This window comes from Cupriavidus sp. SIMBA_020 (assembly GCF_046535395.1).
In the GTDB taxonomy this organism is placed as follows: Bacteria; Pseudomonadota; Gammaproteobacteria; order Burkholderiales; family Burkholderiaceae; genus Cupriavidus; species Cupriavidus campinensis.
This window is the reverse complement of the sequence record NZ_JAWRWU010000016.1, coordinates 73,743-94,184: the sequence shown is the minus strand read 5'-3', so window position 1 is coordinate 94,184 and position 20,442 is coordinate 73,743. Positions and strand designations below refer to the sequence as shown.

The 20,442-nt window shown below is 67.8% G+C and carries 15 protein-coding genes; 7 read left to right on the top strand and 8 right to left on the bottom strand.

All coding sequences use genetic code 11. The features are described 5' to 3' along the window. Positions 1–68: 68 nt before the first annotated feature. The 4 genes from SB751_RS24600 to SB751_RS24585 form a co-directional block, all read right to left on the bottom strand. Positions 69–1,598, bottom strand: a complete 1,530-nt coding sequence (locus SB751_RS24600) for an efflux transporter outer membrane subunit (RefSeq protein WP_250025458.1) — start codon at positions 1,596–1,598, stop codon at positions 69–71. Positions 1,599–1,635: 37 nt separating this feature from the next. Then, complete coding sequence (locus SB751_RS24595; RefSeq protein WP_144196611.1) at positions 1,636–4,824, bottom strand: efflux RND transporter permease subunit; 3,189 nt, start codon at positions 4,822–4,824, stop codon at positions 1,636–1,638. A 104-nt stretch (positions 4,825–4,928) separates the two neighbouring features. Further along, a complete protein-coding gene (locus tag SB751_RS24590) occupies positions 4,929–6,191 on the bottom strand; it encodes an efflux RND transporter periplasmic adaptor subunit (RefSeq protein ID WP_144196610.1) in 1,263 nt (420 codons plus the stop codon). 181 nt (positions 6,192–6,372) lie between these two features. Beyond that, positions 6,373–7,290: an alpha/beta hydrolase gene (locus tag SB751_RS24585; RefSeq protein ID WP_144196609.1), complete on the bottom strand. Its 918-nt coding sequence runs from the start codon at positions 7,288–7,290 to the stop codon at positions 6,373–6,375. A gap of 385 nt (positions 7,291–7,675) precedes the next feature. Here SB751_RS24585 and SB751_RS24580 point away from each other — a divergent pair, with 385 nt between their 5' ends. Both SB751_RS24580 and SB751_RS24575 read left to right on the top strand, forming a co-directional pair. Next, positions 7,676–8,602, top strand: coding sequence for a LysR family transcriptional regulator (locus SB751_RS24580; protein ID WP_144196608.1), 927 nt, complete (start codon positions 7,676–7,678; stop codon positions 8,600–8,602). Positions 8,603–8,771: 169 nt separating this feature from the next. Next, positions 8,772–10,664 (top strand): lactonase family protein, encoded by a 1,893-nt coding sequence (locus tag SB751_RS24575; protein ID WP_410748647.1) that lies wholly within the window; start codon positions 8,772–8,774, stop codon positions 10,662–10,664. A 93-nt stretch (positions 10,665–10,757) separates the two neighbouring features. Here the strand turns inward: SB751_RS24575 and SB751_RS24570 are convergent, their stop codons facing one another. Both SB751_RS24570 and SB751_RS24565 read right to left on the bottom strand, forming a co-directional pair. Continuing rightward, the gene (locus SB751_RS24570; RefSeq protein WP_144196606.1) at positions 10,758–11,168 is read right to left on the bottom strand and encodes a rubredoxin; all 411 of its coding nucleotides are present in this window, start codon (positions 11,166–11,168) and stop codon (positions 10,758–10,760) included. An 81-nt stretch (positions 11,169–11,249) separates the two neighbouring features. Next, positions 11,250–12,356: an NADH:flavin oxidoreductase/NADH oxidase gene (locus SB751_RS24565; protein WP_144196605.1), complete on the bottom strand. Its 1,107-nt coding sequence runs from the start codon at positions 12,354–12,356 to the stop codon at positions 11,250–11,252. Between the two features lie 125 nt (positions 12,357–12,481). On the opposite strand from SB751_RS24565, the gene SB751_RS24560 reads away from it, so the two are divergent. From SB751_RS24560 to paoC, 4 genes are all read left to right on the top strand, one after another. Next, a complete protein-coding gene (locus SB751_RS24560; protein ID WP_144196604.1) occupies positions 12,482–13,393 on the top strand; it encodes a LysR family transcriptional regulator in 912 nt (303 codons plus the stop codon). A gap of 159 nt (positions 13,394–13,552) precedes the next feature. Beyond that, positions 13,553–14,191, top strand: a complete 639-nt coding sequence (gene paoA / locus SB751_RS24555) for an aldehyde dehydrogenase iron-sulfur subunit PaoA (protein ID WP_410748646.1) — start codon at positions 13,553–13,555, stop codon at positions 14,189–14,191. Continuing rightward, positions 14,188–15,138, top strand: coding sequence for an FAD binding domain-containing protein (locus SB751_RS24550; protein ID WP_144196602.1), 951 nt, complete (start codon positions 14,188–14,190; stop codon positions 15,136–15,138). Before paoA ends, SB751_RS24550 begins: the two co-directional genes overlap by 4 nt. Before the next feature lie 46 nt (positions 15,139–15,184). Continuing rightward, a complete protein-coding gene (paoC, locus tag SB751_RS24545; RefSeq protein ID WP_410748645.1) occupies positions 15,185–17,422 on the top strand; it encodes an aldehyde oxidoreductase molybdenum-binding subunit PaoC in 2,238 nt (745 codons plus the stop codon). A 12-nt stretch (positions 17,423–17,434) separates the two neighbouring features. On the opposite strand, the gene SB751_RS24540 is transcribed toward paoC, so the two are convergent. Then, positions 17,435–17,710, bottom strand: coding sequence for a YcgL domain-containing protein (locus tag SB751_RS24540; protein WP_144196600.1), 276 nt, complete (start codon positions 17,708–17,710; stop codon positions 17,435–17,437). An 85-nt stretch (positions 17,711–17,795) separates the two neighbouring features. Continuing rightward, a complete protein-coding gene (locus SB751_RS24535) occupies positions 17,796–19,004 on the bottom strand; it encodes an NAD(P)/FAD-dependent oxidoreductase (protein ID WP_186296779.1) in 1,209 nt (402 codons plus the stop codon). Between the two features lie 276 nt (positions 19,005–19,280). Between SB751_RS24535 and SB751_RS24530 the strand changes: the two genes are divergently transcribed. Continuing rightward, on the top strand, positions 19,281–20,318 hold the full coding sequence (locus SB751_RS24530; RefSeq protein WP_144196598.1) for an ABC transporter substrate-binding protein: 1,038 nt from the start codon (positions 19,281–19,283) through the stop codon (positions 20,316–20,318). Positions 20,319–20,442 lie beyond the last annotated feature (124 nt).

Below are 20,442 nucleotides of genomic sequence, written 5' to 3'. Positions count from 1 at the left end.
CTCCGGATACCTCGCGCCAGCGTGCCCCTGCGGGGGCTTACGACTTGTTACGCCGCTTACTGCATGGGCTACCGCATGACCTGCTGCGCGGTCTGCTGCGCCGCGGGTTGCGTGGTGCCGTTGGCCGCCACCGACTCCGGCAGCGGACCCCAGCCGCCGCCGAGGCTGCGCACCAGCGACACCGTAGCCGCCGCACGCAGGCCCGCAACCTGATTGGCCTCGCGCTGCGACTGGAGCACCGTGCGGTCCGCGTCGATCACGGTCAGGTAATCCACCGCGCCGGCATCGTAGCGGCTGCGCGAGATGCGCTGCGCACGCCGGGCGCCCGCCAGCGCGCCGTCCAGTGCCGTGCCCTGCTGGCTCAGCCAGCGCACGTCGGCCAGGCTGTCTTCCACTTCGCGGAAGGCCACCAGCACCGTCTGCCGGTACGACGCCACGCTTTCCTCATGGGCGGCGCGCGCGCCGGCCAGGTTGGAACTGTTGCGGCCACCGTCGAACACCGTCTGCGCGACCGTCGTGCCGATCAGCGGCCCAAGCATCCACGTACGCGAGGACCACTTGAACAGGTTCGACAGATCCGCCGATTCGAAGCCGAACAGCGCGGTCAGCGAGATACGCGGGAAGAACGCGGCCTTCGCCACGCCGATCCGCGCGTTGGCGGCCGCCATCTGCCGCTCGGCGGCAGCGATGTCGGGACGGCGCTCCAGCAGCTCCGACGGCAGGCCGGCCGGCACCGCCACCGGCGCCGTATCGAAGGGCCGCGCGGCCAGCGTGAACTGCGCCGGCGGCACGCCGGTCAGCACGGCCAGCGCATGCTCCTGGTTGGCGCGGCGACGCTCGATGCCGGCCAGGTCCGCGCGCGCGGTGCCCAGCTCGGCTTCGGCACGGGCCGGATCGAGGTCGGTGGTCTCGCCAGCGTCGTAGCGCTTCTTCAGCAGCGAGAGTGCGTCCTCGCGCAGCTTGATCGTCGCGTTCAGCAGTTCGCGTTCGCTATCCAGCGTGCGCAGCGCGAAGTAAGCCTGCGCGGTGTCGGCCTGCAGCGCAAGCTGCACGGAACGGTACAGGTCCTCGGCGGCCTGGGTGTCGGCCCGCGCGGCGTTCACGCTGCTGGCCACGCGGCCGAACAGGTCCAGCTCGTAGCTGGCAAAGGCGCGCGCCTTGTACACGGTCTGCGGCGACACACGGGTCCCGTCGGGCAGGCCCTGCGAGGCGGCGGACGCCTGCGTGCGCGTCGGGTCGAGCCCGACACTCAGTTGCGGATAGAGGTCGGCCTCGGTGGCGCCCATGAAGGCCCGCGCCTGCTTCAGCCGGGCGGCGGCAGCGGCGAGGTCCTGGTTGTTGCCGTTGGCGGCCGTGATCAGGCGGTCCAGGTCGGCATCGCCGAACACCTTCCACCAGTCACCGCGATGCTGGCCCTCGGCCGGCGTGGCGGTCTTCCACTGCGCGCCTTCGGCCTGCGCCGCTTCCGCTTCCTTGAACGCAGGTACGGAGGCGGTCTCGGGCACCTTGTAGGTCGGCGCCAGCGAGCAGCCCGCCAGCACCAGCGCGGCGGCCAGTGTGGCCAGGCGGGGCAGCGTGCGTGTCAATTGCGCAATCATGATGTGTTCCCTTTTTGCTTTCATGTCTCTGATTGGCTTATTCCGCCGATGCCACCGCGTGCGAGGCCGAGGCGTCCTGCGCCACCGCCCTGCGCTGGCCGCGGGTCGCCCACAGGCGCAGCGCCACGTAGAACACCGGCGTCAGGAACAGGCCGAAGAACGTCACGCCGAGCATGCCCGCGAACACCGCCACGCCCATCGCATGACGCATTTCCGAGCCGGCGCCGGTCGAGATCACCAGCGGCACCACACCCATGATGAACGCGAACGACGTCATCAGGATCGGGCGCAGACGCAGGCGGCTCGCCTCGATCGCGGCCTGCACCACCGTACGGCCGTGGTGCTCCAGTTCCCGGGCGAATTCGACGATCAGGATCGCGTTCTTCGCGGATAGCCCCACCAGCACGATGAAGCCGATCTGCGTGAAGATGTTGTTGTCTCCACGCGTCAGCCACACGCCGGTCATGGCGGCCAGCAGGCTCATCGGCACGATCAGGATCACGGCCAGCGGCAGCGTCAGGCTCTCGTACTGGGCAGCCAGCACCAGGAACACCAGCAGCACGCACAGCGGGAAGATCCACACCCCGGCGTTGCCGGCCAGGATGTCCTGGTAGGTCAGCTCGGTCCATTCGAACTTGATGCCCTTCGGCAGCGTCTCGGCAGCGATGCGTTCGGCAGCAGCCTGGGCCTGGCCCGACGAGAAGCCCGGTGCCGGACCGCCGTTCATGTCGGCAGCCGTGAAGCCGTTGTAGCGCACCACGCTGTCCGGGCCAAAGCCCTGCTTCACCTGGACCAGCGAGGACAGCGGCACCATGTCGCCATTCACGTTGCGGGTCTTCAGCTGCAGGATGTCCTCGGCACGGGCACGGAACTGCGCATCCGCCTGCACCTTCACCTGATACGTGCGGCCGAACTTGTTGAAGTCGTTCACGTAGGCCGAACCGAGGTAGGTCTGCAGCGTATCGAACACGTCCGTCACCGGCACGCCCAACTGCTTGGCCTTGGTGCGGTCAAGCTGCACGTCGAGCTGCGGCACATTCACCTGGTAGTTGCTGAAGATGCCAGCCAGCTCCGGCGTGGCGCGTGCCTTGCCCATGAACGCATTGGTTGCATCGAACAGCGCGTCATAGCCCAGCGCGGCGCGGTCCTCGATCATCAGCTTGAAACCACCGATGGTGCCCAGGCCCTGCACGGGCGGCGGCGGGAACACGGCAATAAACGCGTCCTGGATCGCACCGTACTGCTTGTTCAGATCCGCCGCGATGGCATCGCCGGACAACGCCTTGCTCTTGCGTTGATCGAACGGATCGAGCGTGACGAACACGATGCCGGCACTCGGGCTGTTGGTGAAGCCGTTGATCGACAGGCCCGGGAAGGCCACGGCCGATTCCACGCCCGGATGCTTGAGGGCGATATCCGACATGCGGCGGATCACGTCTTCCGTACGGTCCAGCGTGGCGCCGTCCGGCAGCTTGGCAAAGCTCACCAGGTACTGCTTGTCCTGCGCCGGCACGAAGCCCTTCGGCACCATCTGGAACACGCCCCACGTGGCCACCAGCATCACGGCGTAGACGCCGAACACCGCACCCTTGCGGCGGATCACACCGGTCACGCCGCGGCCATAGTTATCGGAGCTGCGGTGGAAGAACCGGTTGAAGCGCTTGAAGAAGCCGCCGAAGACCTTGTCCATGCCACGCGTGAGCCAATCCTTCGGTGCATCATGGCCGCGCAGCAGCAGGGCCGACAGCGCCGGCGAGAGCGTCAGCGAGTTGAAGGCCGAGATGATCGTCGAGATCGAGATGGTCAGCGCGAACTGCTTGTAGAACTGGCCGGTCAGGCCCGTCATGAAGGCCAGCGGCACGAACACGGCGATCAGGGTCAGCGCGATGGCGATGATCGGGCCGCTCACTTCGCGCATGGCCTTGTAGGTGGCCTCCTTCGGCGAAAGCCCTTCCTCGATGTTCCGCTCGACGTTCTCCACCACCACGATCGCATCATCCACCACGATACCGATGGCCAGCACGAGCCCGAACAGCGACAGCGCGTTGATCGAGAAGCCAAACGCATGCATCAGCCCGAACGTACCGACGATCGACACCGGCACCGCCAGCAGCGGGATGATCGACGCACGCCAGGTCTGCAGGAACAGGATCACCACCAGCACCACCAGCGCGATGGCCTCGAACAGGGTGTGAACCACGGCTTCGATACTGTGGCGCACGAACTGTGTCGGGTCATAGACGATGCTGAAGTCCACGCCCTCCGGCATGTTCTCCTTGAGCTCGGCCATGGTCTTGCGCACGTCATCCGAGATCTGGATGGCGTTGGAGCCCGGCGACTGGAAAATCGGCAGCGCCACGGCGGACTTGTTGTCCAGCAGCGAGCGCAGTGCGTACTCCGATGCGCCGAGTTCGATGCGGGCGATGTCCTTCAGGTACGTCACCGCACCGTCGGGCGAGGACTTGACGACGATGTCACCAAACTCCTCCACCGTCTGCAGACGGCCCTGCGCGTTCACCGAGAGCTGCAGGTCGGTGCCCGGCAGCGACGGCGACTGGCCGATCACACCGGCTGCCACCTGCACGTTCTGCTCGCGGATGGCCTTGACCACGTCGGACGCCGCAAGATGGCGCTCGGCGATCTTCTCCGGGTTCAGCCACACGCGCATCGAGTAGTCGCCCGAGCCGAACATCTGCACCTGGCCCACGCCCTGGATCCGCGCGAGGCGGTCCTTCACGTTGATCAGCGCGTAGTTGCGCAGGTACGTCATGTCGTAGCGGTCGTTCGGCGAAACCAGGTGAACCACCATGGTCAGGTCGGGCGAGCTCTTGACGGTTGTGATACCCAGGCGGCGTACATCCTCGGGCAGGCGCGGCTCGGCTTGCGAGACGCGGTTCTGCACCAGCTGCTGGGCCTTGTCCGGGTCCGTGCCGAGCTTGAAGGTCACCGTCAGCGTGAGGTTGCCGTCGCTGTTGGCCTGCGAGTTCATGTAGAGCATGTCCTCGACGCCATTGATCTGCTCTTCCAGCGGCGTGGCCACCGTTTCGGCGATCACCTTCGGGTTGGCGCCCGGGAACTGCGCGCGCACCACGACTGACGGCGGCACCACCTCGGGGTATTCCGAGATTGGTAGCTTGAACATCGAGATGGCGCCGATCAGGAAGATCAGCACCGACAACACGCCCGCAAAAATCGGGCGATCGATAAAGAATTTCGAGAGATTCATCTTGGTCTCGGCGAAAGCACTCCCCCTGGCCGTCCGCCGGGGCGGACGCCATATGCTGCAAGGGAGAAAAAATTAAGCTACCTGTGCGTGCTGCGGGGTAGTGCTCAGCTCACGGTCTTGGCCACGGCTTCGGCAGGCTTGTCGGCCTGGCCTGCCTTGTCGTCGGCAGCCTGCTTGCGGTCCGGCGTGGTGCCGCGCGGTTCCAGTTCGCTGCGATAGGCCATGGCCACCGGCTTGGGCGCCACCGTGTCGCCCGGGCGCACGCGCATCAGGCCGTTCACGACGATGTTCTCGCCCGGCTGCAGACCCTTGCGGATCACGCGCAGCCCTTCGAACGACGGCCCGAGGTTCACCTCGCGGTAGACCAGCTTGTTGGCCTTGTCCACCACCAGCACGAACTTCTTGCCCTGGTCCGTGCCGATGGCGCGGTCGTTGATCAGCACCGCCGGGTGCGGCGTGCCGCCGCCGAGCTTGACCTTGGCGTAGAGACCCGGCAGCAGGCGGCCATCGGCGTTGTCGAACACCGCGCGCACGCGGATGGTGCCGCTGCGCGTATCCAGCCGGTTGTCCACCGAGTGGATCTTGCCCTTGTGCGGGTAGTCGTCCTCGTTGGCCAGGCCGACGAACACCGGCAGGTCGTTCTTGCCGCCGCCGGCGCCCGGCGCCGTGTAGCGCAGGTAGCTCTGCTCGTCCACGTCGAAGCTCGCGTACACCGGCGAGACCGACACCACCGTGGTCAGCGGCGGCGAAGCCGCGCCCGCGGCCACCAGGTTGCCTACCGTGATTTCCGCACGCGACACCTTGCCCGAGACCGGTGCAACGATGCGCGTGTAGCTCAGGTTCAGGCGCGCCACTTCGAGCGCCGCCTGCGCGCCCCGCACGTCGGCGGTGGTCTCGCTGGCGGTGTTGATGCGCTCGTCGAACTCGCGCCTGGAGATGGCGTTGTCATCCAGCAGACGCTGGGCGCGTACCTTCTCGCTCTGCGCGTGGCTGGCACGCACCTGGGCCGCGTTCAGGGCAGCTTCGGCACGGGCCACTTCGGCCGCATACGGGCGCGGGTCGATCGTGAACAGCGGATCGCCCTTCTTCACGATGGAGCCTTCGCGGAAATGCACCGTGTCGATGGTGCCGGAGACACGCGGACGGATCTCCACGCGGTCCACGGCCTCGATGCGGCCCGAGAATTCATCCCATTCGGTGATGGTCTGCCCCACTGCCGCCGCCACTTCCACCGCAGGCGCGGACGGCGCCGGGTTGGCCTGTGCTTCCCCGCCGTGCCAGGGACGCAGAACCGAGGTAGCCACGCCGGCGCCCAGGATTGCCACGATGGCAATGGCGATCAGCGTGCGTCGAGACTGATGATTCATTTTTCTTCACTCCGTGTTCGTCGGGTTTTCTTCAACTGGAAAAGCAAAAGGCCGAACGCCGCCCGCCGGGCTGGACGGCCCGGAAAAATGGGAAACAAGGGTTCGTCCCCGCCTGGATGGACGGGGCTATGCCACTACCGCTGCCAGCCTCAAAGGGCGCTGGCTAACTTGCTCCGGACGCTCAGGCTCCTTGAGCGCCGGGCCGGCGTTCGGCCGGTGATGAGGTATCGTCGGTTTGCGCAAAACACTCGCGCAGGAACCGCGCTCCTTCGTTGACCCATGCCTGGCACTGCTCATGGGATTCTTCCACCCCGTCGCCACAGGCGCCGGGCATGATCAGGGTGCGGGCCGGAATGCCCGCCTTGACGAGTTTTGCCGCGAAGGCTTCGCCCTCGGCACGCAATGCATCCTTCTCGGCCACCTGCACCAGCGTGGAGGGCAGCCCCACCAGGCGCGATGCCATGGCCGGTGCCGCATACGGGTGCACGCTGGCGGCCGGCGTGGGCAGGTATTCGCGATAATTGCAGGCCAGGCGGCGCAGCATCTCCATCGGCACCTGCCCGGTCGTGCACATCGACGCATGCTGGAGGCACGGGTCTGTCACGGGGCGGATCAGCCATTGCCCGGCCGGCTGCGGCAAGCCGCGGTCACGCAACATCTGCGCCAGCGCAATCGCCAGATTGCCGCCGGCTTCCTCGCCCACCAGCGCGAAGCGCAGCTTGTCCACCTTCAGCTTCCTGGCGTGCTTGAGCACCCAGACTGCCGTATTCACCGCATCCTCGGGGGCGGCCGGGAACGGATGGTCGGGCGCCAGCGAGTAGGCCGGCGTCACCACCACGGCCGGAACCGACTTCGCCAGATCCCGCGCCAATGCCTGTGCCGCTTCCACCCCACCTTCGACGAAACCGCCCGCGTGCAGGTACACCAGCCACGGCAGCAGCTCGGTGCTGCCCGCCGCCGGTGCATACCCGGCGGGATAGGCCACGCAGACCTTGATCTCGCGGTCGCCGCTCGCCACCATATATTGCTCAGCGCGCGCTTCTCCCTTGCCTGCAGCCGGTTTCACGGCGGGGGTGATGGGATTCACGGTCTTTGACATGGTGGTTACGACGCCGGCACGGGCCGTCGATACTGTGTTGCGATGCAACGAATTATGGTGATTGACCCGATTGGGATAAAGCTGGAGATTGCCAACGCACTGTTTCTGGAGTGGAATAATCGCCAGAGTGTTGCGAGAAGTGAAACCACACGCTTGGCAAGGACACCGGAAATGTGATTCACTCCGGTCCTTCGGTGCACGCACGGTTGGGGAACCGCGCCCGCCACCGAGCCCCCAGACCTCCACCCATCCCCGCTCCGGCCGCCACTGGCGGACCGCCGGCAGCAAACCCAGGGCACGCACTTGACATGCGCTATCCCAACTCCCGCCAGACACCATCCTTCGGAACGTAGCCCCCGGTCTCACCCCTTTCGGAAGCAACATCATGGATCGTCTTGTCTCTATGCAGGCATTCACTCGGGTGGTGGATGTCGGCAGTTTTGCGCGCGCGGCGGAGTCCCTTGACCTGCCCAAAGCCACGCTCACCCGCCTGATCCAGAACCTGGAGACCCATCTCGGCGTCAAGCTGCTGCACCGGACCACACGGCGCATCAGCGTGACCACGGACGGCGCCGCCTATTACGAACGCTGCGTGCGCATTCTCGCGGACGTGGAGGAAGCCGAGCAGTCGCTCACGCGCCACAACAACTCGCCGCGCGGCACGCTGTGCGTGGACACCACGGCCGGCCTCGCCCGGATGGTGCTGATTCCCAGCCTGCACGATTTCTACAATGCCTACCCGGAACTGAAGCTCGAGCTGACCATTAACGGCAAGCCGATCGACCTGCTGCAGGAAGGCGTGGACGTGGTGCTGCGCGTGGGCGCGCTGGACGAGGCGATGGTGGCGCGGCGCCTGGGCCAGGTCAAACTGGCGTTCTTTGCCTCGCCGATCTACCTGCGGCGTTTTGGCACACCCGCCGACCTGACCGAGCTGGCGCAGCACAAGGCCATCAACTACCTGTCCAACCGGCACGGCCGCGAGATGCCGTGGGTGCTGTCACGCAACGGCGAGAGCAGCGAGATCCTGCTGCCCTCGGCCATCTCCACCAATGACGCCGACGTCTACATCGGCTGCGCGCTGGAAGGCCACGGCATCGCCCAGATCTCCCGGGCGATGGCGGAGCCCTACGTCCAGAGCGGCCGGCTGGTGGAGGTCATGAGTGACTGGCAGACCGAGGAATTGCCGATTTCGGCGATGTACCCGCAGAACCGCCACCTGTCGGCGAAAGTGCGGGTCTTCGTGAACTGGGCGGCTGACCTGTTCTCCCGGCATCCGCACTTCGGCGTGGCGCCGCAGCAACTGGCGGCGTAGACCCCGCCAGCCCGGCCGGCAAACCCCTTGCACTGCTGTGCAAGGGGTTTTTTCATTTCGGCGTCCAGCACCAAGCGTCGACTGAATTGCGCCGTCTTGATTCATGCCGGTTTTCTTGCTACGTTTCTGCGGCTTGACTTATCAACAATAATCACAAACGGGTCCAATCATGAGCCATCTCCTGCGCAGGCGCCACGCCGCGCGGCCTTCGCGCGTACAAGCCGCCTTTCTGCCATGCCTCGCGCTGTTCACCGCCCTGCTGTTGGGCGGATGCGCGGCGGACGAATCCAGCGAGGCACCGGCAGTGCCCCCGGCGCCCACGGTGCCGGCAACCCCCGGCCCGTACGCCATCGGCGGCACCCTCGCCGGCCTCACCGCCGGCAGCCAACTGGTGCTGCAAAACAACGGGCTGGATGCGCTGACGCTGACCGCCGACGGCAGCTTTACCTTCGCCACGCCCGTGGCCCACAACGGCGGCTACGCGGTCACCATCGCCCAGCAGCCGGCCGGACAGGTCTGCTCGGTAGCAGGCGGCGCCGGGGCCGGTGTGACCGCAGCGGTCACGAATATCGCCGTGGTCTGCGCCACCACCCGCTTCACCGTCAGTGGCAAGGTCAGCGGACTGGCCGCCGGGCAATCGGTCGTCCTGCACAACAATGGCGCGGATGCCCTGACCCTCAGCGCGAATGGCACGTTCAGCTTTCCGACACCCGTGCCGTACAACGGCAGCTACCTCGTGACGGTGTCCGCTCAGCCGGCCGACCAGACCTGCACCGTGAATGGCCACCAAGGCAGCGCGGTCATCGCGGACATTGCCTCGGTGGACGTGGTTTGCGCCACGACCACATACAGTGTGGGCGGCACCGTGTCGGGTCTGTCGAGCCAGGTCACCCTGGCCAACAACGGCACGGACTTCCTCACGATTTCTGCGAACGGCGGATTCACCATGCCGACCGCCCTTCCGACGGGCGGCACCTTCAATGTCACCATCAACACCCTGCCACTCGGGCAGACCTGTACCGTGGTGAACAGCTCCGGCACGGTGGCCGCCGCCAACGTCACGAATATCGCAGTGATCTGCACCTCGCAGCCGATTGGCACCCTCTACATGCCGGCCGCCTCCGCCACGCGGACGGACGTCTACAGCGTGATGTCGGACGGCCAGCTGGTCATTTCCGGCAATGCCTATGGCTACAGCGGGGATCCGATCGCCATGGCCTATGACGACAGCTTGAGAACGCTGTACTTTTCGACGACGAGCGGATGGACGTACAAGTTCGACGTGGCCGCGGACGGCACGTGGATCAGCAGCGCGGGGAACTGGGCCTACGGCGGCACGCCCACCAGCCTGTTGCGCGACCCCCTCGGACGGTTCCTCTTCGTGGGAAGTGATGTATTCAACATCCGCACCGCCACTCTCGATGTCCTCGGCAACATGACGACCCCGACGACCCCGATCGGCACGACCTTCCGGCCCGATACGATGGTCGCCACACCCGACGGCCAGTACCTGATTGCCAGCTCGTCCGCCACACCGGGGTTCGACGTCTTTGCGATCGCCCCGGATGGCTCGCTGACCTCCAGCAGCCATCTAGCCCTGGCTGTGGCGCCGTCTGCGCTGGCGATGCATCCCTCCAATAGCTATCTATATGTGGCGGACCCCATCAATAACCGAATCATGGAGTATCGCGTCGATGGTGCAGGCAATGTGACGCCCCTGCCGGCCACGCTCATTGCCACCGACGGGCCGCCCCAGCACCTCAGCATCGACCCTTCGGGCCGCTACCTGTACGCCACGAGCCCGGCAACCGGCAAGATCTCGCAGTACACGATCGCCGCCGATGGCACGCTGGTGGCAATGCCTCAGCCCACCGTTGCCGCGGGCGCCTTCCCCGGCGCGCCGACGATCGATCCGAGCGGGCGCTTCCTTTATGTGCCGAACGCCGCCAGCCTCGAAATCCGCCAGTACGTTATCGGCGTGACCGGGGCCTTGACGCCGCTGACGCCCGCAACCGTGTCGATCCTGGCCGCGCCGACGCTGCTGTACAGCGTGCCGAGGTAGGCGCCGCCGCCCCAGGGCGAAAGGCCAAAAAAACAGGGCGGGGATGCACTCCCGCCCTGTTTTTCATTTCAGGTACCGATCAGCTCGGACCGCTCAGAACTCCACCATCGCGAAGTCTTCCTTGCCCACGTCGCACTCGGGGCAGCGCCAGTCGTCCGGAATGTCTTCCCAGCGCGTGCCGGGCGCGATGCCGTCCTCCGGCAAGCCGGCCGCTTCGTCGTAGACCCAGCCGCAGATGATGCACACCCATTGCTTGAATTCCGCTTCGGGGGCCGCCGGCTTCTCGGCGCTGACGGGGGCGTCCTGGCTGGCTTCGGGGTCATCGAGGCTGAAGACCAGCGGCGCGGCCGTGCCGCTGGCCAGATCGGCCAGATGACCCTGGAGCCGCGCCATCAGCGCCTGGGTCTCCTCCAGCGTGAAGTCGATCCAGAACGGATCACCAGCGCCATCGTTCAGGCGTTGCGGGGAAAACTGAAGTTCGAGGACGGAGCCTTTCTTGTACATGCGTCGATGGGGTTGAGGGCGGCAAAGGCGCGTAGATGGGGACGATCGGCGGCGCTTCAAGCGGCGCCGCCGAGATCCGCCTTACTGCTGCACCTTGTAGCGCTCGAGCCAGTGTGCGTACGGCGCCGGCAGCACCCACGACGGGCGCTCCACGTTCAGCGCCATGGCCGCCTGGTACGGCCAGTGCGGGTTGGACAGCAGCGCGCGGCCCACCATGACGAGGTCGATCTGGCCATCGGCCACGGCCTGGTTGGCAATGGCCGGATTGTCGATGCCCCACGAAGCCGCCACCGGCAGGCCGGCCTCGCGACGCACGCGCTCGGCCACCGGGGCCAGGAAGGCCGGGCCCCACGGAATCTGCACGTCCGGGATGGTGAAGCCAACGCTGACGTTGAGCATATCGAGCCCGCCCTCGCGCATCGCGCGGGTCAACTGGATCGATTCCTCAAGCGTGCGAGCGTCGTCGCCGTCATATTCGATCACGCCAAAGCGCGCCGTCAGCGGCAGGTTCTTCGGCCAGACTTCGCGCACGGCGGCCAGTGTTTCCAGCAGGAAGCGGCTGCGGCCAGCCACGTCGCCGCCATAGCCGTCGGTACGCTGGTTGGTGTGGCGCGAGAAGAAGCTCTGGGCGAGATACCCGTGGGCGAAGTGCAGCTCCAGCCACTGGAAGCCGGCTTCCAGCGCGCGCTTGGCGGCGGCCACGAAGTCAGCCTGCACACGGGCGATGTCGTCCAACGTCATCGCCTTCGGCACCTTGGGCAGATGGGCGCCGAACGGCACGGCGGACGGGGCGATGGTCGGCCAGCCGCGCGCATCGTCCTCGGCGATATGGTCGTCGCCTTCCCAGGGCCGGTTGGCGCTGGCCTTGCGGCCGGCGTGGGCGATCTGGATGCCGGCCACGGCACCGCCGGCCTTGATGGCGGCGGCGATGCGCGCCATGCCGGCCATCTGCTCATCGTTCCAGAGACCGGTGCAGCCCGGGGAGATACGGCCTTCCGGCGACACCGCCGTGGCCTCGACGATCACCAGGCCCGCACCGCCGCGCGCCAGCCCGGTGTAGTGCGCCAGATGCCAGTCGTTGGTGACACCGTCGACGGCGCTGTACTGGCACATCGGCGGAATGGCGATGCGGTTGCGCAGCGTGACGTCTTTCAGCGTAAAAGGGGTGAACAAAGCGGCGTCGCTCATCGGATGGCTCCGGGGGTGTTATCGAGGGTGCCAATCGTATGCGGGCGTGGCTATAATGAAAACTATCTGGCGATTATTGCCTCAATAAGAGTTTGTTATGGTGATTCGGTGATGGTGATTCGGTGATGGTGAACCCCCAATGGCTGAAATCCTTCGCAACGCTGGCGGAACTGGGCAACTTCACGCGTACGGCTGACCGCCTGGGGCTGACCCAGGCCGCCGTCAGCCAGCACGTGCGGCATCTGGAAGATCTGTATGGATCACTGTTGATCCGCCGGCCCCGCGCCTTGGAACTGACCCCGGCGGGTGCAGCGTTGCTGGAATACTGCGCCGAGGTGAACCAGGCGCATGAGCGGCTGGCCTCGCGGCTCTCCGACGCCGATGCCACGCAGGGCGAGGTGGCGCTGATCACGCCCGGCAGCATCGGGCTATTTATCTACCCGATGCTGCTGGACCTCCAGCAGGAACACCCCGGGCTCGCCGTGAGGCACCGCTTCGCGCCCGATACCGAGGTGCTGGAGGCGGTGCTGCACAACCGCTACGAACTTGGCATCGTCACGCTCAAGCCGGACGACACGCGCCTGACCGCCACGCCGTTCATCGAAGAACCGCTGGAGCTGGTGATCCCGCCGGACGAGGAAGTCCATAGCTGGGACGACCTCGTGCGCATCGGCTTCATCGACCATGCCGAAGGCCAGGCGATGGCCAACCGGCTGCTGAGCCGGCGCTTTCCCGGCAATCCGGGCGCCTTCCACCTGCCCCGGCGCGGCTTCAGCAACCAGATCGGCATGCTGCACGAGCCGGTGGCGCGGGGGCTGGGCTTCACCGTGGTGCCGCGCTTCGCCCGCGAGGCGTGGGAGCGCACCCGGCCGGTCAAGGTGGCCGAATGCGGCCCGCCGGTGGTGGACACGCTCTGGTGGATCCATCGCGCCGAATGGCCCCTTTCCGCACGGGCCACGGGCGTGATCCGCTACCTCCGGCAACGCATCGAGGCCGCTTGCGGCAGCATGGTCTGCCTGCTGCCGCCGGAGCTGTGACAGGCGCCAAGACCCCTGGATTCATGAGCACAGCTAACAAGCGTATGCAGATTCTTGCGGCTACCCTTTGTGCGCCACGCCTCCTATCATTCCGGTTTGCCTTGCCCGAAAGTCCACATAACAAGGATGCCCCCCCTGGAAGATTTCGGCGACATCAGAATGTCACGGCGCGACCTGCTCAAGGCGGGCGCGGCTTCGGCCACGGCGGTCGCCGTGCCCGCCGCCCAGGCGCAAGACAGCCCCGCTAATGTAAACACCCCCTCCCCCGGCGCCAGCCGCCCGCCCGTGGTGGCCAGCGTCACGCTCGACGTCAATGGCCGCCGCCATACGCTCAAGCTGGACACCCGCACCACGCTGCTGGACGCCCTGCGCGAACACCTGCACCTCACCGGCACCAAGAAGGGCTGCGACCACGGCCAGTGCGGCGCCTGCACGGTGATGGCCGATGGGCGGCGCATCAACGCCTGTCTGTCGCTGGCCGTGATGCACGATGGGGGCAAGGTCACCACTATCGAGGGCCTGGGCACGCCCAGCAGCCTGCATCCGATGCAGGCCGCCTTCGTCAAGCATGACGGATACCAGTGCGGTTATTGCACGCCGGGCCAGATCTGCTCCGCCGTGGCCGTGCTCGACGAGATCCGCCAGGGCATTCCCAGCCATGTCAGCGCCGACCTCAACGCGCGGCCGCAGATGAACGTGGTGGAGTTCCGCGAGCGCATGAGCGGCAATATCTGCCGCTGCGGCGCCTACGCCAACATCGCCGATGCCATGAGCGAAGTGGCCGGGAGGCAGGCATGAATCCCTTCAGCTACGAACGCGCCAAGACCCCGGCGGAGGCCGCCGCAGCCGCCGCGCGCACGCCGGGCAGCCGCTTTATCGCGGGCGGCACCAACCTGCTCGACCTGATGAAGCTCGGCATCGAGTCCCCCACGCACCTGATCGACGTGAACGGCCTGCGGCTCGACAAGATCGAGCCCACCGCCGAAGGCGGCCTGCGCGTGGGCGCGCTGGTGCGCAATACCGACCTGGCCGCCGATACCCGCGTGCGGCGCGACTACGGCGTGCTGTCCCGCGCGCTGCTGGCCGGCGCCTCGGGCCAGTTGCGCAACAAGGCCACCACGGCCGGCAACCTGCTGCAACGCACGCGCTGCCCCTACTTCTACGATACCAACCTGCCGTGCAACAAGCGCGCGCCGGGCAGCGGCTGCTCCGCCATCGGCGGCGTGACCCGCCAGCACGCGGTGATCGGCGTCAGCGAGGCGTGCATCGCCACCCATCCGAGCGACATGGCCGTGGCCATGCGCCTGCTCGACGCCACCGTGGAGACCGTCCAGCCCAACGGCACCGCGCGCACCATTCCGATTGCCGATTTCCATCGCCTGCCGGGCAACACGCCGCATATCGAGACCGCGCTGCTGCCGGGCGAGCTGATTACGGCTGTCACGCTGCCGCGCCCGCTCGGCGGCGTACACGCCTACCGCAAGGTGCGTGACCGGGCCTCGTACGCGTTCGCGCTGGTCTCGGTGGCGGCCATCCTCCAGCGCGACGGCACCGGCCGGGTGGCGCTGGGCGGCGTGGCGCACAAGCCGTGGCGCGTGGAAGCCGCCGAGGCAGAGCTGCCGCGCGGCGCGCGTGCCGTCACCCAGCGTCTGCTGGAAGGCGCCACGCCCACCCCCGAGAACACCTTCAAGGTGGCGCTGGCCGAGCGCACGCTCGGCGCCGTGCTGCTGCAGGCCAAGGCCTGAGGTCCAAGGGCTTAGGCACGGGACAAAACAGGAAAAGGACGCTCCGATGAAATTCGACACGCCCGCCACCACCAATCCGATCGACCAGCTCAAGGTGGTCGGCCAGCCGCTCAACCGCATCGACGGCCCGCTCAAGACCACCGGCACGGCACGCTACGCCTATGAATGGCACGACGCCGCCCGCAACGCCGCCTATGGCTACGTGGTGGGCGCCGGCATCGCCAAGGGCCGCATCGCCGCCATCGACACCGACGCCGCCCACCGCGCGCCGGGCGTGCTGGCCATCGTCACCGCCGCCAACGCCGGCACGCTCGGCAAGGGCCGCTTCAACAACGCCCGGCTGCTGGGCGGCCCGGAGGTACAGCACTACCACCAGGCCATCGCGCTGGTCGTGGCGGAGACCTTCGAGCAGGCACGCGCGGCAGCGCAGCTGGTGCGGGTGCGCTATGAACGCGAGCGCGGCAGCTTCGACCTCGCCGCCTCACGCGATGGGGCCACACGCCCGAAGTCCGGCGTGCCCGAATCGGCCCGGGGGGACTTCCCCGGCGCGTTCGCGGCGGCCCCGGTGCAGCTGGACGCCACCTACTCCACCCCCGACCAGGCCCACGCGATGATGGAGCCCCATGCGTCGATGGCCAGCTGGAACGGCGACCAGCTCACGGTGTGGACGTCCAACCAGATGATCGACTGGAGCCGGGGCGACCTCGCCCAGACGCTCGGCGTGCCGAAGGAAAACGTGCGCCTGATCTCGCCCTTTATCGGCGGTGGCTTCGGCGGCAAGCTGTTCGTGCGCGCCGATGCGGTGCTCGCCGCCCTCGGCGCGCGGGCGGTGCGCCGGCCCGTGAAAGTGGCCCTGACGCGCCCGCTGATCTTCAACAACACGCCGCACCGGCCCGCCACGATCCAGCGCATCCGGCTGGGCGCCGGGCGTGACGGCCGGCTGACCGCCATCGGCCATGAAAGCTGGTCCGGCGACATCGACGGCGTGAAGCCCGAGAACGCGGTGCAGCAGACCCGCCTGCTCTACGCCGGCGCCCATCGCATGACCGCGCTGCGCCTGTCCGCGCTGGACCTGCCGGAAGGCAACGCCATGCGCGCGCCCGGCGAGGCGCCCGGCATGATGGCGCTGGAAATCGCCATGGACGAGATGGCCGGCAAGCTCGGCCTCGATCCGGTGGAATTCCGCGTCCGCAACGACACCCAGGTGGACCCGGAGAAGCCCGAGCGCCCGTTCTCGCAGCGGCGTCTGGTCGATTGCCTGCGCATTGGCGCCGAGCGCTTCGGCTGGCCGGGCCGCGCCACGCGCCCCGGCGCGGTGCGCGACGGGCAGTGGCTGGTGGGCATGGGCGTGGCGGCGGCGTTCCGCAACAACCAGGTGGCCAAGTCGGGCGCGCGCGTGCGGCTGGACAAGCGCGGCATGGTCACCGTGGAAACCGACATGACCGACATCGGCACGGGCAGCTACACCATCATCGCCCAGACCGCCGCCGAAATGCTGGGCCTGCCGATCGACAAGGTCATCGTGCGGCTGGGCGATTCGGCCTTCCCGGTGTCGTCAGGCTCGGGCGGCCAGTGGGGTGGCAACAGCTCCACCGCCGGCGTCTACGCCGCGTGCGTGAAGCTGCGCGAGGCGATTGCCACGCAGGCCGGCCTCGATGCCGCCACGGCGGTGTTCGAGAACGGCCGGGTCCGCGCCGGGGGCAGCACCGGAAGTAGCACCGGAGGTAGCACCGGCGGGCGCGCCGTGCCGCTGGCCAGCGTGGCCGCGCGCGGCGACATCGTGGCCGAAGACACCATCGAGTTCGGCGACCTCACGCGCCGCTACCAGCAATCCACCTTCGGCGCCCATTTCGTGGAAGTGGGCGTGGATGCGGACACCTGCGAGATCCGCGTGCGCCGCATGCTGGCGGTTTGCGCCGCCGGGCGCATCCTCAACCCGAAGTCCGCCCGCAGCCAGGTGATTGGCGCCATGACGATGGGCGTGGGCGCGGCGCTGATGGAGGAGCTGGCCGTGGACAAGCGGCTCGGCTGCTTCATCAACCACGATCTGGCCGGCTACGAGGTGCCCGTGCATGCGGACATCGGTCCGCAGGAGGTGGTGTTCCTCGACGAAACCGACCCGATGTCGTCGCCGATGAAGGCCAAGGGCGTGGGCGAACTGGGCATCTGCGGCGTGGGGGCGGCCATCGCCAACGCGGTGTTCAACGCCACCGGCGTGCGCGTGCGCGACTATCCGGTCACGCTCGACAAGCTGCTCGGGCGCATGCCGGACCTGTCAGCCTGAGCGCCTGAACCCTTAGTCCCATGGCCGGGGCGCCGACGCCGGGGGCCGGTGTCGCGCCTCGGCCAGGATGCGACATTCGTCCACCGCGCAGTAGCCGTCACGCAGCAGCGCGCCCCAGACCTCGGTGGCGCTGAGGCCGGTGAGCGGCGTGTGGGGATCGAAATCGCATGACTCCACCCGCTCGGGCGGGCCGAGCCAGGCGAGCATGGCGGGCGGGATGTTTTCCAGCGGGTGTGTGTGCGCGACGAAAAGAGCGCGTACACCACGGCGATGTATCGAGATCTTCACGACGGAACCCTTCGAGAGGAACGGAACTGTCTAATTTTTAGGACGCCGGTCGGCCGGAGGTCAAGGGCGTCCCTGTATCAAGGTATTAATGCATCAATGCATCGGCGATCCGGTCGGCCGTATTGACCGAGTCGGTCAGCCCGAGGTGGCCGTGGCCTACCGCCAGCCAGAGGCCGGGCTGGCCGTCGGCCGGCCCCACCACGGGCACGGAGTCCGGCATGCAGGGCCGGTGGCCCATCCAGGTGGTGACGTGGGCGCCTTCGAGCCCCTTGAATGTCTCCCGCGCAATACGTTCGAGGATGGCCGCGCGCTTCGGATCGGGCGGCGCCGCCAGTCCGGCGATCTCCACCGTGCCGCCCACGCGCAGGCCGCCCTCCATCGGCGTGACGAAGATCTTGCGGTCGGTCAGCACCACGGTGCGCGACACGGCGTCGTGCCGGTTGGTGAACTGCACGTGATAGCCGCGCTGGCTCTCCAGCAGCAGCCGCACGCCCAGCGGGTCCAGCAGCCGGCGCGACCATGCCCCCGCCGCCACCACCACGTGGTCTGCCGTGTGGCGGCCTTCCGCGCCGCTCAGCAGCCATTCCCCGCCCTGCCGGCGCAGCCCGCGAATATCGTCGCGCACGATCCGGCCGCCCCCCGCTGCGAAGGCCGCGGCAATCGCCTCCGTGTAGCGTGCCGGGTTGCGGATGGTGGCGTGGTCGGCCAGATAGACGCCCGCCTGGTAGCGCGGCGCCACGCCGGGCTCCAGGGCCTCGATGCCGGCGCGGTCGAGCCGCTCGAAGCGGAAACCGAAGCGCTCGCGCAGTTGCCACGCCGCCGCATCGGCCTCCAGCGCGGCGGCATCGGGGTACAGGTGCAGATGGCCGCGCCGCATGAACAGCTCGGGCACGCCGACTTCGCGCGCCAGCGCCTCGTGGCGATCCCCCGCATTGGCATGGAGCGCGGCCAGCGCCGCTGCCGACTGCGCCACCCGCCCCGGCGCGGCCGAGAGCACGAAGCGCGTCAGCCACGCCGCCGCCGTGGGCAGGTAGCCGAGCCGCAGATGGAGCGGGCTTTCCGGATCGAACAGCATCTTGGGGAGTGAGGCCAGCACGCCCGGCATGGCCAGTGGCGCCACCGAACTCACGCTGATGGCGCCCGAATTGCCGTAGCTGCACCCCTGCGCGGGGCCGTCCCGGTCGATCAGCATCACATCGGCGCCACGCTTGCGCAGCGCCAGCGCGATACAGCAGCCGACAATGCCGGCGCCTACCACGGCAACCCGTGGCGTCCTGTCAGTCGTCTTCGTCATGGGCCGAAACGGTAAACGGATCGGGCGGCGCCTGCAAGCCATCGCGCCGATGTTCGCCCAGCCGGGGCACCAATTTGCCGTCAATGTGCCGCCATGGCGCATGGGGTGACGCATTGCGGTGCGCCACACCGCCCGCCCGGCGCCGGGGCCGTGGCACGGAACCTGCTGAACCGGGGGCAGGAGAGTAGAAGCGTTCAGCGGCCCGCCACGCCATGTCGGGCCGCCCGGAAATTGCTCGCCGCGTGTTCCCACACCCATTTTCCGGAGAGCTTTCCCATGCGCCGCCGTTCCTTTCTCCACGCCACCGCCGCCACCGCTGTGTCGTCGCTGATTGCCGCCCCCGCCTTCGTGCGCGCCGCCGGCAGCCTGCAGAAGTTCAAGTTCAACCTCGGCTGGAAGGTCGAGGCGTCCGGCGCCGGCTTCCTGCTGGCCCAGCAGCGCGGCTATTACAAGGACGCCGGGCTCGACGTGGTGATCGACACCGGCAACGGCTCGGCGTCGGCCATCAGCCTCGTGGCGGGCGGCGCCTACGACTGCGCCTCGGCGGATCTGGCGGCCATGCTCGAATTCAACGCCGCCAACCCGGCCGCCGCGCTCAAGGCGGTGGCCATCCAGTACGACCTGAACCCCAACGCGGTGATCGTGCGCAAGGATGGCCCGATCCGCAAGCCGGGCGATCTGGCGGCCAAGACCATCCTCGGCCAGCCGTTCAACGCCTCGCGCAAGCTGTTCCCGGTGTTCGCCAAGGCGCAGGGCTTCGACCCGTCCTCGGTCAAATGGGAGAGCGCCACGCCGGACATCGGCGACACCCGCTTCGTCAAGGGCGATTTCGACGCCGTGGCCTACTTCTACTTCACCGGCCTGCTGAACCTCAAGGCGCGCGGCATGGGCCCGGAGAAGCTCAGCGTGTTCCGCTTCTCCGACTACGGCATGAAGTCGTACGGCAACGGGCTGGTCGCCAACCCGAAGAGCATGGCCGAGCACCCGGATGCCATGAGAGCCTTCGTCAAGGCCTCCACGCGCGGCTGGATCGAGGCGATGGCGGACCCGCAGGCCGGCGCCGCCGCCGTCAAGGCGCGCGAGCCCCTGGCCGACCAGACGCTGGAATTCGAACGGCTGAAGCTGATTGTCGACGGCTCGATGCGCACGCCCGATACGCTGCGCGACGGTTGGGGCGCCGCCACCCAGGCGCGCCTGCAGGCCACCATCGACGAGACCGTCGGCGCGTTCGGGATGAAGCCCGGCCTGACCGTGGCCGACATCTGGACCGGCCAGTTCCTGCCAGCCCCGGCGGACCGCAAGCTCAAGGCGTAAGCCCGGGCGGCCACCCGCCCTCCCCCAACGATCAAAGATCGCCCGGCCGCGTGCACCACGCGCGGCCGGGTATGCACCCCAATGGGGCCCGGCCCGGCCTTCGGCAGGCGCCAGCCGGCCGCTT

Coding starts and splice junctions, on each gene's coding strand:
- SB751_RS24600 (WP_250025458.1), bottom strand. CDS start 1,598: ATGATTGCGCAATTGACACGCACGCTGCCCCGCCTGGCCACACTGGCC.
- SB751_RS24595 (WP_144196611.1), bottom strand. CDS start 4,824: ATGAATCTCTCGAAATTCTTTATCGATCGCCCGATTTTTGCGGGCGTG.
- SB751_RS24590 (WP_144196610.1), bottom strand. CDS start 6,191: ATGAATCATCAGTCTCGACGCACGCTGATCGCCATTGCCATCGTGGCA.
- SB751_RS24585 (WP_144196609.1), bottom strand. CDS start 7,290: ATGTCAAAGACCGTGAATCCCATCACCCCCGCCGTGAAACCGGCTGCA.
- SB751_RS24580 (WP_144196608.1), top strand. CDS start 7,676: ATGGATCGTCTTGTCTCTATGCAGGCATTCACTCGGGTGGTGGATGTC.
- SB751_RS24575 (WP_410748647.1), top strand. CDS start 8,772: ATGAGCCATCTCCTGCGCAGGCGCCACGCCGCGCGGCCTTCGCGCGTA.
- SB751_RS24570 (WP_144196606.1), bottom strand. CDS start 11,168: ATGTACAAGAAAGGCTCCGTCCTCGAACTTCAGTTTTCCCCGCAACGC.
- SB751_RS24565 (WP_144196605.1), bottom strand. CDS start 12,356: ATGAGCGACGCCGCTTTGTTCACCCCTTTTACGCTGAAAGACGTCACG.
- SB751_RS24560 (WP_144196604.1), top strand. CDS start 12,482: ATGGTGAACCCCCAATGGCTGAAATCCTTCGCAACGCTGGCGGAACTG.
- paoA (WP_410748646.1), top strand. CDS start 13,553: ATGTCACGGCGCGACCTGCTCAAGGCGGGCGCGGCTTCGGCCACGGCG.
- SB751_RS24550 (WP_144196602.1), top strand. CDS start 14,188: ATGAATCCCTTCAGCTACGAACGCGCCAAGACCCCGGCGGAGGCCGCC.
- paoC (WP_410748645.1), top strand. CDS start 15,185: ATGAAATTCGACACGCCCGCCACCACCAATCCGATCGACCAGCTCAAG.
- SB751_RS24535 (WP_186296779.1), bottom strand. CDS start 19,004: ATGACGAAGACGACTGACAGGACGCCACGGGTTGCCGTGGTAGGCGCC.
- SB751_RS24530 (WP_144196598.1), top strand. CDS start 19,281: ATGCGCCGCCGTTCCTTTCTCCACGCCACCGCCGCCACCGCTGTGTCG.